The 13,004-nt window shown below is 48.6% G+C and carries 15 protein-coding genes; 6 read left to right on the forward strand and 9 right to left on the reverse strand.

The genetic code is table 11. The features are described 5' to 3' along the window. Window positions 1-75: 75 nt before the first annotated feature. The 6 genes from GEI7105_RS0127010 to GEI7105_RS0127035 form a co-directional block, all read right to left on the reverse strand. A complete protein-coding gene (locus GEI7105_RS0127010; RefSeq protein ID WP_017663480.1) occupies window positions 76-1,275 on the reverse strand; it encodes a glycosyltransferase family 4 protein in 1,200 nt (399 codons plus the stop codon). A gap of 93 nt (window positions 1,276-1,368) precedes the next feature. Beyond that, window positions 1,369-2,529, reverse strand: coding sequence for a glycosyltransferase family 4 protein (locus GEI7105_RS0127015; protein ID WP_017663481.1), 1,161 nt, complete (start codon window positions 2,527-2,529; stop codon window positions 1,369-1,371). A 23-nt stretch (window positions 2,530-2,552) separates the two neighbouring features. Further along, a complete protein-coding gene (gene hpsE, locus GEI7105_RS0127020) occupies window positions 2,553-3,554 on the reverse strand; it encodes a hormogonium polysaccharide biosynthesis glycosyltransferase HpsE (protein ID WP_017663482.1) in 1,002 nt (333 codons plus the stop codon). Between the two features lie 20 nt (window positions 3,555-3,574). Beyond that, window positions 3,575-4,540 (reverse strand): hormogonium polysaccharide biosynthesis glycosyltransferase HpsE, encoded by a 966-nt coding sequence (gene hpsE, locus GEI7105_RS0127025; RefSeq protein WP_017663483.1) that lies wholly within the window; start codon window positions 4,538-4,540, stop codon window positions 3,575-3,577. Between the two features lie 82 nt (window positions 4,541-4,622). Continuing rightward, window positions 4,623-4,955, reverse strand: coding sequence for a HepT-like ribonuclease domain-containing protein (locus GEI7105_RS0127030; RefSeq protein ID WP_017663484.1), 333 nt, complete (start codon window positions 4,953-4,955; stop codon window positions 4,623-4,625). Next, window positions 4,952-5,257: a nucleotidyltransferase family protein gene (locus GEI7105_RS0127035; RefSeq protein WP_017663485.1), complete on the reverse strand. Its 306-nt coding sequence runs from the start codon at window positions 5,255-5,257 to the stop codon at window positions 4,952-4,954. The genes GEI7105_RS0127030 and GEI7105_RS0127035 overlap by 4 nt, the downstream gene beginning before the upstream one ends. 158 nt (window positions 5,258-5,415) lie before the next feature. Here GEI7105_RS0127035 and GEI7105_RS0127045 point away from each other — a divergent pair, with 158 nt between their 5' ends. Then, a complete protein-coding gene (locus tag GEI7105_RS0127045; protein ID WP_017663487.1) occupies window positions 5,416-6,654 on the forward strand; it encodes an FGGY-family carbohydrate kinase in 1,239 nt (412 codons plus the stop codon). A gap of 180 nt (window positions 6,655-6,834) precedes the next feature. Continuing rightward, window positions 6,835-7,383, forward strand: coding sequence for a response regulator (locus tag GEI7105_RS0127050; protein WP_026097998.1), 549 nt, complete (start codon window positions 6,835-6,837; stop codon window positions 7,381-7,383). Window positions 7,384-7,441: 58 nt separating this feature from the next. Here GEI7105_RS0127050 and GEI7105_RS0127055 read toward each other — a convergent pair whose 3' ends face one another. Next, entirely contained in the window at window positions 7,442-8,368 is a 927-nt protein-coding gene (locus tag GEI7105_RS0127055) for a S1 RNA-binding domain-containing protein (protein WP_017663489.1), read from the reverse strand. Between the two features lie 403 nt (window positions 8,369-8,771). After that, the gene (locus GEI7105_RS0127060) at window positions 8,772-9,266 is read right to left on the reverse strand and encodes a gluconokinase (RefSeq protein ID WP_017663490.1); all 495 of its coding nucleotides are present in this window, start codon (window positions 9,264-9,266) and stop codon (window positions 8,772-8,774) included. Between the two features lie 733 nt (window positions 9,267-9,999). Here GEI7105_RS0127060 and GEI7105_RS0127070 point away from each other — a divergent pair. From GEI7105_RS0127070 to GEI7105_RS0127085, 4 genes are all read left to right on the forward strand, one after another. Continuing rightward, complete coding sequence (locus GEI7105_RS0127070) at window positions 10,000-10,248, forward strand: hypothetical protein (protein WP_144054072.1); 249 nt, start codon at window positions 10,000-10,002, stop codon at window positions 10,246-10,248. 90 nt (window positions 10,249-10,338) lie between these two features. Beyond that, on the forward strand, window positions 10,339-10,749 hold the full coding sequence (locus GEI7105_RS0127075; RefSeq protein ID WP_017663492.1) for a hypothetical protein: 411 nt from the start codon (window positions 10,339-10,341) through the stop codon (window positions 10,747-10,749). Between the two features lie 425 nt (window positions 10,750-11,174). Further along, window positions 11,175-11,561 carry an SET domain-containing protein-lysine N-methyltransferase gene (locus tag GEI7105_RS0127080; protein ID WP_017663493.1) on the forward strand — a complete coding sequence of 129 codons (387 nt, stop codon included), beginning with the start codon at window positions 11,175-11,177 and terminating at the stop codon, window positions 11,559-11,561. Then, window positions 11,530-12,150: a GNAT family N-acetyltransferase gene (locus tag GEI7105_RS0127085; protein ID WP_083862570.1), complete on the forward strand. Its 621-nt coding sequence runs from the start codon at window positions 11,530-11,532 to the stop codon at window positions 12,148-12,150. The genes GEI7105_RS0127080 and GEI7105_RS0127085 overlap by 32 nt, the downstream gene beginning before the upstream one ends. A gap of 406 nt (window positions 12,151-12,556) precedes the next feature. On the opposite strand, the gene GEI7105_RS38915 is transcribed toward GEI7105_RS0127085, so the two are convergent. After that, a partial coding sequence (locus tag GEI7105_RS38915) for a shikimate dehydrogenase family protein (RefSeq protein ID WP_035494066.1) occupies window positions 12,557-13,004 on the reverse strand: 448 nt, incomplete at its 5' end.

The following is a 13,004-nucleotide window of genomic DNA, read 5'->3' on the forward strand; positions in this document are numbered from 1 at the left end:
CGTGACGCGGTAATATTCCATTAACCGGATTTCAGCCGAATTTTTCGGCCGCGTCACACACCCTACCCCACCTCATCATCTCCTCATCAAAATCTCCCGAACCTGCTTCGCTGCGACATCCCAGTTGAGGCGGGTTTGGTATTCGTTGAAAGCGGATAAGGCTAAGCTGCGATAGCGGTTGGGGGTGGAGAAGATTTCGGCGATAAAGTCGCAGTAGTCGGAGGGGGAGGCGTCTAAGGGGAAGGTTTTTCCGTTGACGCCGTCGCGAACGATCGTGGGAATTCCGCCGACATCGCTGGCGAGACAGGGAACGCCGAACCCGTTGGCTTCGCAAAAAACATGGCCGTAACATTCGGCGGTGGAGGGAAGTATAAAGAAGTGGGATTCGGCGAACAGGCGATCGAGGGTTTGACGATCGCTTTCTATAGTGCGATCGAGAAATCCCACGCAGCGAACGAAGTGTGGAAGAGAGGTTTCTCTGGGGGGACGACATCCGGCGATCGTCAGTTCGGTTGGAATTCCGTGGCGATCGAGTGTTTTGGCAACTTCGAGAGCGAGGTTTCCTCCTTTGCGAACCCAATTGACACCGAGAAATAGGAGTTTACAGGGATGGTTTTGAGAGGGGGTTTGCGGACGCAATGCGATCGCCGCTTCGATGTCTTTTAATTGAGGGTTTACGTCGAAATTTGCACCAAAGGGAACGATATGAATTTTTTCGGGGGGAAGATTATACGCTCGAACGGCGATATTTGCTGCCCAATTCGAGGCAAAAAAAATCCACTGGCATTTGTTTAATGCCAATCGATCCATGTTGTAAAGCTGTTTTTGGGTTTCGCGACAGAGATTTTGATAAGCTGGGTAAAAGTTGATGAGTCCGGCGTAGGGGGTATCCGTCCAAATTGCAAAGGGTTTAGGACTGTCGAGATAGGCGATCGAGTTACTGTCTGAAGTCAAAATAATATCGATATCTGTATTGAGTTTATTCAGCTTTTTTTGAAATTGCTGGGCATAGTTTCGATTGAATTGCGGTTCTGTCCAGGCGAAATATTGAGTTTTGAATAAGTTTTGATAAACGCGGCGTTTGAGCTTGGGAAGAATGGCGGTACGTTCTCGGGTTTTATCGAGATTTCCGACGGGATAGATTGGGGTTTTGGGATGGGTTAAGGCGCGATAGATGCGATCGCACTTTCCCCAATGTCCTAGTTTGTCTCTCGGACAGCGTTTTGGATTAAAGTTTGTGAGATCGAATTCGGTTAAATAGGCGAGATTTGGCATTTTTATTAAGTTTTTTGAGATTTAAAGTTTGACAGACGCTTTGCTAAATTGAGCTAGATCCCCGGCATCTTTGAGATGCCGGGGATCTGGTGTTTATATTAATTCTTGTAAAATATCCTTGACTGTTTGACAGGCACTTTGCCAGTTTAATAGTTTTTCATAGCGATCGAACGCAGCCATCGCCATTTTATAATATCCACTCGAATCGTTAAACGTTTTAAAAATTGCATCGCAATAGCGAGAAATTTCGGCATCTTTAGGAAACGTAAATCCGGTAATTCCATGTTGCACGATCGAGGGAACGCCACCGACGTTTGTGGTCAAACAAGGTAATCCAAATTGGTGAGCTTCACAAAATACCATGCCATAGGATTCGGCTTGTGTGGGAAGAATTAAAAAATGAGAAGTTTCGAGGAGAATCTTTAATGTTTCTCGTCCGTATTTTGTATTTTTATTCAAATAACCGACGTATTTGGCAAATTCAGGAAGGGTCAATTTAGGCGGACTTCCTGCAATCGTCAACGTTGCGTTCAAACCCATGTTATTGAGATTTCGAGTGACCTCTAATGCGATTTCCCCCCCTTTGCGATCCCATTCAACACCTAAAAATAACAAATTACAAGATTGACTCGATCGCCGCGAAATTTCTAGTTCGATTTCTCGCCGAGTTGTCGGTACGTCCCAATTCGCTCCCCAAGGAACGACGCGAACTTTGTGTTTGGGGAGGTTGTAGGTTTCGATGGCATTTTGTGCCGCCCACTCTGAGGCGTAAATTACCCTCTGACAGCGATCGAGAGCGCGTTTTTCAAACGTATAAATATTATCTCGCGTTTCTTGACAGAGATTGCTTAAATAAGGATAGTAATTAATTAACGCCGCCAAGGGTGCGTCTGTCCATAAAACGAGCGGTTTATAAACTTTTAAATCGGTGAGAGGAAGGGCATTTTCTCCGCAGAGAATCACGTCGAACTCGCGATCTTGGAGTTGGCGATCGATCTGTTGGGCGAAATCTTTGACGATCGCAGGTTCCGCCCAGCGGTAGTAATCTCGGTTTTGCGATCGCCGGTAATATTCCCATTTTAATTTCGTCACGATCGACGGTTTTTTACGGAGTCCTCCCACGTAGGCGATCGCGCAGCCTAATATTTCTAAGTTTTGGGCGATGGAATACCCCGCTTGACACATTCCTAACTGGGTTTTCGGCCAGCTTTCGCGATTGAGAACGTCGTACATGGTCACGTAAGCAATTTTCATAGCGTCTCTCGATAGAGTTTTAATTAAAACATAATAAAAAACGGACTCAAAAATCGACCGATACGAGATTGAAATTCACAAGCCTTAAAAATATTTTTTGAAAACTGATGCCGATATCTTATCCAAAAAATAATTAATTTCAAGGTATCTGAAATCCAATAAAATGGAATCGCGAAAACCATTAAAAAACGGTGTTTTGGAAACAGTCGGGCAGTTCTCAGAGCGTGATTTGACAATCCTGAAGTACGAGAAATTTTGAGGAGATACTCCCGTTCGAGGCGAGGGGGAGGAATATGGTGAAACACTGTCATTTTGGGATTGTGCCAAATTTCCCAACGGCTGTTTTGAATATAAAAAAGCGTTTCCAAATCCTCACAAGCCCCGATATAAGTTTTGTTTTTTTCATCTCGTCCCTGTAACAGCAGTCGCTGGGGAACGCAATCCCGCCAAGCCTGTTTGCGAACCACCGAACCGGGGGCGGCGGGAACGATGCGAGGTTTGCGATCGCGGGCGTAGCAAAAGGGTCGATCTCCGCGATCGTACACGGCTAAGAGGATTTTGAGGCGATCGAAATACTCCGGCGGCTCTTCATCCAATTTGGCATGAATATTTCCCCCATACGCCCCAATTTCGGGATGTTGACAGCCAAACTCGTAGGCTTGACGCACCCAGTCAGACGCCGGGATGTTGTCATCGTCGAGAAATCCTACCAAATCGGGACTGTTCGCCGCTGCGATCGCCCGCTGTCTGGCGTAAGCGGTTCCCTGCTTCGGTTCGCGAACGTATCGCAATCGCCGCCAGGTTTTACGATACTGGTTTACCACATCCGGCGTGCCATCGTCGCTGTTGTTGTCCACCACCAACACTTCCCAGGCGATTTCCTCCGTTCCTTCCTGTTGCTGGAGAGCGTCGAGAACCTCGGGAAGACGAGTTTCGCCGTTATAGGTACAGATGGCGACGGTGAAGTCGGGAGGGGGAGAGGGGGAGAAGGGGAGAGGGGAAGAAGGGGAGAGGGGGGGAGACATTGACAGTGAAGCGGGAAAAGTTAGGGTTGGGATTGACGAGAGAGGGTTTCTCGCCAGAAATGAATCGGACTGTAGAGACTGGCGGTGTACAGACGCATTTCGCAGCGGGCGACGAGATCGGTTTCGAGGGTTTGTCTATATTGGATGAGGTGGCGCAGGATTTTGCGGAGATCGTTGAGGGAGTAGGCGATGAGGGCGAGGGGACGCAAGATCGCCGGGAAACTCAACATCCGGGTTCGGTAGCGACTCAGGCCGATTCCTTCCATGAGATTGAGGAGATAGTCGGGTTGGAGACGGGAGGCGGGAATGAGGTGATGCACTCGCATAGCTCCGTTGTACCAAATTTCCCATTTCGACTGTTGCAGGTGAAGCAAGGCTTCTAAGTCTTCTCCGGCGATCGCTTTGTGGGTGGTTCTTCCGATGAGAACTAACTGTTCGGGAACGCAGGCTAACCAGGCGTCGCGACGAACCACTAAACCCGCCCCAGGGGGAAGTAGTTTTTTTTCGGGAGGGTACAGCCGAGGTTGTACTCCGCGATCGACGATGGCGAGAAAGGGGGCGATGCGTTGGAAATTCTTCGGGGGTGTCGCGGCGTATTCGGGAAGGACGCGACTTCCGTAAGCCCCGATTTTAGGATGGTTTCGTCCGAAGGCGATCGCTTGGGTTATCCAGTCGGCGTCGGGGAGGTTGTCGTCGTCGAGGAATCCCACGAACTCCCCTTTCGCTTCTAATATGGCACGGTGTCGGGCGAACGCGAGTCCCCGTTGGGTTTCGCAGATGCGGCGAAGGGGGAGTTTGTCGCGGTAGCGATCGATAACTTGCAGCGTGTTGTCGGTACTGGCGTTGTCGATAACCAGGATTTCCCAGGTGAGGGAATCTGGGGTTTCCGCCACACAGTCACAGAGGCGATCGAGTACCAGGGGTAAACGACGTTCGCCGTTGTAGGTACAGATGGCGACGGTGAAGTTGAGAGGGGAAGAAGTCACTGTGGGGCGTGAAGCGTCAGGTTTTCAAGTCCAAGATACGATGTCGAGTTCGTTCGTCACCAGATTATCGGTCACGGGGAACTCAGATGTCATCCAAGATCGCAAGAACCTGCTGTTTGAGAGGGGGTAGGTTTTGTTCGACAACGCCCCACACGCGATCGAGGTTGACGTTGAGATAGTCATGAATGAGAACATCGCGCAAACCGGCGATTTGTCGCCAGGGAATGTCCGAGTATCGGGTACGAAGTTCGGGAGTGAGATTTTTGGTCGCTTCGCCGATGATTTCAAGGTTGCGAATCACTGCATCTTGAATCATAGGATTGGCGAAGAAGGCGGCGCGATCGTTGCGGGTGTAAGTTTCGATGCGATCGATACAGTCACGAATGTTGGCGAGGTACAGTCGATCGTCTTTCATAACGGAATCGCTTCGCCAAGAACGCGATCGCGGACGATGGGATGAAGACAGTTGGGTTCGGCGATGTCGATGGGGCGATTTAACAAATCTTCGAGGTCTTGTTTGAGGGCGATTTGGTCGAGAAGGGTTCGATCGCTCTCGAGATCGACGAGTAAATCGAGATCGCTTTCATCGGTTGAGGTTCCTCGGGCGACGGAACCAAATATCCTAATGTTAGACGCACCATGTTTGGCTGCAATCTCTAGGATTTGCTGGCGGTATCGGGCGATCGAGTCTCCCAAACGAGTTTCAATGTCAGACATGGCGATCGAGGGGTTTGCTTGGGGTGCGAAGCGTCAGGCTCTCAACTCCAAGATACGCTTTCACCAGTCACCCGTCACCAGTCGCCAGTCGCCAGTTAGCAGTAATCTTATTTGAGTGGTCGATGGAATTACTGTAGCCAAAAGTGGCGGGTTGTAAGATGACATTTTACCTAGGACTTGATTTCGGAACCTCTGGGGCGAGAGCGATCGCCCTCGACGCCCAGAAAACCATCGCAGCCGACGCCCGCATCGACTTCACCGCCCAAACCTGCGACACTTGGCGTCAGGGATTGTGGGAACTGCTCGATCGCATTCCCCCCGAAATTCGACAAAATTTAAGAGCGATCGCCCTCAACGGAACCTCCGCGACGGTATTTCTCTGCGACGAAGCCGGAAACCCCATCACCGAGCCGCTACTCTACAACGACAACCGAGGAAAAGACGTTGCAGAGGAGGTCCGAGCGATCGCCCCCGCCAAGCATCCCGCTCTCAGTGCGACTTCTAGTTTTAGCAAACTCCTCTGGTTCCGCCGCCACTTCAACCCTTCCCCAAATACCTATTTCCTCCATCAAGCCGATTGGCTGAGTTTCCTCCTCCACGGACAACTGGGAATCAGCGACTATCACAACACCCTCAAACTCGGTTACGATCCCGAAATTTGCCAATATCCCCAATGGCTGAGCTTTAACGCTCCCAAACTCCCCCGCGTTGTCGAACCGGGAACGGCGATCGCGAACGTCACCCCAGAAATTTCTCGCCGCTTCGGGATTTCCCCAAACTGTCGCGTTTGTGCGGGAACCACCGACAGCATCGCCGCCTTTCTCGCCAGCAGTGCAAATTCTCCCGGCGAAGCCGTCACCTCTCTCGGTTCGACGTTGGTGTTGAAACTCCTCAGCACAACCCGCATCGACGCCGCAAAATACGGAATTTACAGCCATCGCTTGGGGAATCTGTGGCTAGCCGGAGGTGCGTCGAATACCGGTGGAGCGGTGTTGAAGCAGTTTTTCAGCGAGGCGGAGTTGCAACAGTTGAGCGAAAAGATCCCCACTTCAGAAAGTCCTCTCGATTACTATCCCCTTTGCGAACCGGGGGAACGCTTTCCCCTCAGCGATCCTCAGTACCCGCCGCGACTAGAACCGAAACCCGACGATGCTGTGGTGTTTCTCCACGGGTTGCTCGATAGTATGGCACGCATTGAAGCTCGAGGATACCAGTTATTGCAGGAGTTGGGGGCGAGTCCGCTGACGCGAGTGTACACCGCTGGCGGTGGGGCGAAAAACCCGGCGTGGACGAAATTGCGTCAGCATCGCTTGGGAGTTCCAGTGACGGTATCGACGCAAACCGAAGCCGCCTATGGAACGGCGATGTTGGCGATGGGGAAGTTGGGGAGACGATAATGCTGATTCGCTCCACCGCACACTCCCGATCCCATACGACGGCGATCGCAGTTCTCCTCAGTTCTGGGGGGAACTCTCGTCGCCTCACCGCTTGCCTGATAAACTAGACCCAAGCGAGTTAAACTAGATGGGCGTTATTCAACCCACCTAGCCCTTCACGCACCTCTCAAGGAGTCAGTCGTGGCAAGTCACAAGATTTTAGTCATCGATGACAGTCGAGTCATCCAAAAAACTGTAAAAAGTATGTTGCCGCCGGGAAACTTCGACGTGGTCGAAGCCAAAGACGGCGAGGAAGGCTTAAAAAAGATTCGCTCTGATAAACCGAGCTTGATTATGTTAGATTTCTTGCTTCCCAAAAAAAGCGGTTGGGAGGTGTTTCAGGAAATTCAAGCTCACGACGACTTGCGGAAAATTCCTTTAGTGGTCATGTCGGGGCGAAAAGAAGAAGTGACGGAGAAAATCTCCGAACCCTTCGAGTTTTTTGAGTTTATCGAAAAGCCGTTCGAGAAAAAGCAACTCATCGGTGCTATCAAGACGGCGATGTCGAAAGCGAAGAAACCCCGTGCGGCGGTCAAAGCAGCTCCAGCGGCGGCAGCTTCAACGGCAGCGTCTGGCGGTGAAGACGTGGCAGCACTCCAGGCAAAAGTGGCGGCAATGGAAAAAGAAATCGCCACGCTCAAGAAACAGATAACGCAAATTCTGACGTTTATCAAACAGAAGTTAAAGTAAGAGATATGGCAGGGACGAACGAGAGCAGTTCGTCCCTTTGTTGCGTGTTACTGTACGATTACTCGACTTCTGAGGTGTTGGTTTCGACCGCGTTCTCTTCCTTAGTTTTAGAGACGCGGTTTTCGGCATTTTCCATCACGTCGTCGAACTTGTCGAGCAGTTCGCCGGGATAGCTTTCGAGTTCTTTCATCGAGAGGGAAATGCGCTTTTTCCACTCGTCCACTTCGGAAATTAAAACTTTCACCGACTGGCCTTCGTGAAATAAATCGTCGAGAGAGGGAATGCGAGCTTTGCTGATTTGTCGGATATGTAACAATCCCGTGACGCCACCGATATCGACAAAAACGCCATAAGGTTTGAGGTTGGCGACCGTTCCTTCGACGAGTTCGCCAGGAAGCAGGCGACTCATGCGGTTGGCTTGTTCGGCGAGACGATGGGATAAAACGAGTTTGTTACGTTCGGGGTCGGCTTCTAGAATGGTGGTTGTCAGAGACTGACCGACTAGAGCATCGAGATCGTTGCGATCGAGTAGGTGCGATCGCGGAATGAATCCTCGCAATCCACCGACATCGACGACGACGCCACCTCGGTTGGTTCCCGTAACGCGCACGTCGAGAACGTCGTTGTCTTCTTGCAGTTGCGCCATCCGTTCCCACGCCTGTTTGAGTTCCATTTGACGGATCGACAGCGTGACTTGTCCGTCCGCATTTTGTTCGCGAATGACGAGAAATTCTCGTTCTTCGTCGCGGGGAAGGGCTTCTTCGAGGTTGGTTACGACTTCGGCTGATACTTCCCGCAGGGGCAGAAATGCGGCGGATTTGCCACCGATGTCGATGTAAGCGCCGTTAGTATCGTACTCGAAGACTTTGCCGCGCACGACTTGTCCTCGCTCGAAGACGTAGTCGTGACCTTCGAGAGCTTTAGCGAAATCTTCAGCAGAAAAGGGCGCGTTGGCTTCGCGATCGGGGCGGGATTGAGCAGTCATAGGTTCTGTACAACGGTCTGAAACTAGCGCGAGGCTGTTGTTTTCCTCGCGATCGAGGAACCTTAAATCACGATTCCCCAAGTTTGACTTTCTCACTATAGCCAATTTCGTTGCTTCCTGTACGTTGCGAGGGTTGCTATTGTGAGGATTTGGAGGAAAATCGCAGGAAACGGGAAGAGAACGTTCGGACTGGTGCAGGTACGCTACGTTGAGAGAGAGCAACGGGGGGGATCGATCCTAGCCACGACTTCTATATATTTTGAGGCTCTAGAAAGTGACGAAACGTTGACTGGAAGTTGTCGGGTTCTGTCGCATTGTTTGAGTGATATTTTTTTAAACTATTTTGTATCCGTGTAACTGTGGATACGGCGGTGTTGTCTGTTACCCGCTTCGGACTCGATCGCTAGAGTTTTTGTAGGATCGATTCGACAATTTCGGCGATCGCACCTCGAGCGTTTTCTACGATCGCCGTTTGGGGTTTTTCCAACGCCTCGAACTGACTCTCTAACAGCCGAGCGGTCATAAAATGTCCTTGACGTTGTGCGAGCCGTTGTTGAAGAAGCGATCGCTCTGGGTCTAAAAAAATCCAAGTGACCGTCGCCTCTCCAGGTTCTAGTATCTCGCGATACTTGGCTTTGAGTGCCGAACAGGCCACGACTGCACTGTTTCCCTGCTGTCGAACGTCGTCGATTTTATCTCGCAACGCCCACAACCAAGGGTCGCGATCGCGATCGGTCAGCGGAACGCCATTTCGCATTTTGTCCACATTTTCCGGGGGGTGGAACTCGTCTCCTTCAATAAATTCCACGTTTAACCGTCGAGCGAGCTGTCGGCCGACCGAGGTTTTCCCCGCACCGGAAACGCCCATGACAATATAGATTCGAGTGCGATCACTCATGATTCGATCGTGTAAAATCTAAGGAAATTTCCTTCGAGGAAGCATTTTTCGAGGTGCGATCGAACTGACAGCACTCGGGTGTGCATCTTAAATCTGGCTAACCTTAGCTTTTTTCAAAACTGGATATCTCGGAGATCGCTGAGTTTCGGGTGTTCGCTCTCCCGAACAGCTCTAGTTTCTGAACACTTCTGAATTTGAAACGAACCCAGAAGTCATGCTTCAACGAGTGAAATCAAAAATAGCTTGCTCGTTCTTTTTATCGAATTAGAGAATTAAAATGCCGTTTTCTTTTAATGGAATTGGAACGACTTATTACGGAAGGCGTGATGGGTCTTCGGAGTTTGTGGTTATAAATGTATAGCATGATACAAAAAATTGAAGATTCGAGAGCCAAAACCCTTGAAATCTCGTGAAGTTAGTTTTTCTGTCACCCTAAACTCCGAAGAGCCGGCGTGATTTTAAACCCGATCGTTCCTATATTACCACAGAATGGGTAATTTTTTTATATTTCCCGATCGTTCCGCTGCGATCGCTGAGAGTCGTATTTATTGGAGAAAAGGGAACACTATTCAGAAGAGATGGCTATCAAGTTCAGCCCGTTCCCATCTGTTGGGCTCAAGTTCGCAATACTTATATTGCTGGATTTCTCGTCTTAGCCTCATTTTTTGTATTCCCCATCGTGACAGTATTGATAACTTTCCTCATATCTATGCCGTTTTCTCTATCAACCGATGTGAGTGCCGTCATTGCTACAGCCGTCATAGGTCTTTTAGTCTTGGGAACGCTCTGGTTCGCTCATTTGAAAATGCCGCCAAAACCGATCGATCCACAGAAAGAATATTATGCAAAATATTATGAGATCGATTCAAAACGTCTGATTGCTATGGGCTCGATCGTTTTAATTACTTCTGGCGTCGCTATGGCACTGTCGAGCGATTTTTTTGTCGCCATCGCGATCGGCACTATAGTTTTAATGGTTTGAACAATTACCAGTTTTTTTTATTCAAAAAAATCACCAAAACATGAAATTCCGAAAGAAGCAGACAACGCCAACAATCCATTCGATCGATGGATGGAGGTTTGGGTCACAGAATCCCAATTAAGAAACCAAGAATTTTTTTCAATAAAGAATCCTGAAACCGGCTCAAACTTAAGCATCCAGCTCCATCCTCAAATGAGAGATGGTTGGGCGAGAATTCCTGGGCTTCTGGCGAATGGTAAGGGCGATTTACGAATTCGGATTCGAGTCAAAGCCACCGATAATCCTCAAAATCCCTACGATCGATATATGGATGTTTGGGTGACAGAGACTCAACTGCAAAATCAGGAATCTTTCCCTGTCAAACATCCCGAAAAAGATACTATGTTAATCGTCAAGCTCCATTCCAGAATGAAGGATCGTTGGTCGAGACTTGCCAAAGTGGTTTCGGATGGCAAGAGTCATCTATTTATTCGAGTTCGCGTAAAAGAGACTCAAGAATAAGAAGAGCATCTCACTTTTGTTATCGGGTGCATCTCAGTTCTGCAATGAGTAGAAATATTTAAAGGATGGGTCTTCTCCTAGGGTTCATCTCAATGGATGTAAAACTATGAGTCTGGGGTAGGTTGGACTTCGGCAACGCTGCCGTCCAGGGGTGAAGCGATAGCTCCACCCAATAACAGCTCAATTCACCGTGGAGACTCCAATCTGATAAATTTACATTTTTGAGATGCACCCCAGAAGACCCCCTTTAGTATTGAGTTTCACCCCTGTTGCTTGCCGAAATGACTTAAGATTGCTAGAGTTTGAAGTAGAATGAACGCAATGCAACTTACTTTGTCGTTATTTTTTTGCAAGCCGGTAAGCTTTTGAAACAACAGCTAATGAAATGTCCGGTTTCAGGAAGCAAACAGAATTTGGGATAAAAAATGATTAAAGTTCAACGATTTTCTAACAAAGGTCGCGGCATTGTGGCGACAAAAAAGATTGCGAAAGAAACACTAATTGAGGTGTCCCCAGTTGCATCGTTTCCTCCATATCAAAGGGACATTATTGACAAAACGGAGTTAAGTCCTTACTACTTCGTTAAACATTCAGAATATGAAACAAACAAAAATGTATGCGGTCATATTGTATTTGGTCTGGCATCCCTTTGCAATCATTCAGAAACACCCAATGCTTACATCAAGTGGGTTGAAGATGAAATCGGTCTGTGGGTACATTTGATCGCATTGAAGCTTATTCAGATGGGAGATGAAGTTTTGATTTACTATACCAACATTGATGAATATTCATCAGTTTGTAGATTTATTTAAAATTTCTTATAGAAGCACTATCATGGACAGAAAAATCATTCTGAAGCAAGAGCATCGCCCGACAAAGATAACGGTTTTCCTGGCATCTATGGAGGACAGTCATATCAGACACCTGATAAAACTGGCTCGGGATCCGAGCTTGGTTGATTTGTTAGGGTGGAATCCGTCCTTTGAACCTGATGAGACAGAAGAATTCACAGAGGCGATTTCAGCATTTGCGTTGCCCTATTCCCGAAAAAGTCAGCCTGTTGTGTTCGGAGTGTATATAGACACCGAAGATTTTCCAGTCGGATATGCCGTATTAAAAGGCTTGAATATGGATTTGTTGACTGCCGAAGTCGGTGTTGCTATTTTGGATCTCGAATACAGGTCAAAAGGATTCGGAAGGCTGGCACTTAAACGAATTGTTCAGTATGGATTCGATGAGTTGCACCTCAAAACCATCGGAGCGACAATTCTGTTGTCAAACAAGACTTCGATCAATATGACTAAGAGAACGGGATTCGCTGTCAGGGAGATCGTGCGTGATTCATGGCCCATGCCTGATGGAAGTATGGCTGACATGGTGTGGATGGAATTGACACGCTAGATCTAAAAGCCTTTGTTTGAAATCTGTAAGAGCGATTTTTTTCGGTATCAAACGGATGCAAGATATTAGAAACTATGGAAAAAGTTGCGGAACAAGATATCACCAGATTGACGTTTATCGGATATCGCACTATCCGGAACGAGCAAAATCTTTATAGAGATCTGTAAACCCGATCGATCTTGTTTAAAAGGCTCTTCCGACCTTAGTGTGTAGGGTAAATGCTTGTAGCCTGTATCTGGAAAGGGATTTCGCAATTTGAGATGCCTTTTTATACAGTTTAGCCAAAACTCTTTCCCTGTAAGGGTTTTGGCGATTTCTTGCATAGTAAGTTCGGAAGAGCCGTTTAAAAGAGAGAAAAAATACAGAGAGACGTATCGAACCTACGCCTCTCCCGACGAAAACAACCCTATCGATCGAGTCCCAAATGCTGTTGGAGGCGTTGGCGCATCACTTCAACTGGAACCTCTTGTCCCGTCCACAGTTCTAAGGCGATCGCACCCTGACGAACTAACATTTCTAACCCACTGATGGCCGTCGCGCCCCGTTCCCAAGCAAATTTCAGAAATTGGGTAGGATTGGGTGTATAAATTAAATCGTAAGCGATGCTGTTGGGGGGTAACTTGTCGAACAGTTCTGGTTCGACGGGAGAGCGATCGACCTGGGGCGACATACCCACGGGCGTCGTATTCACCAACAAGTTCGCCGCCGACATCAAATTGGGCAGTTCGTCCCAATCATGAGTCTCGAACTGTACGTCTAGCGTCGATTTTTCCCAACTGCGAGCGAAAGCCTCTAATTTCTCGGGCGTGCGTCCGACGACGTGAAGTTCGCGACAACCGAGTTGGGTTAACCCA

This window comes from Baaleninema simplex PCC 7105 (assembly GCF_000332355.1).
GTDB classification, from domain to species: Bacteria; Cyanobacteriota; Cyanobacteriia; order Cyanobacteriales; family Geitlerinemataceae; genus Baaleninema; species Baaleninema simplex.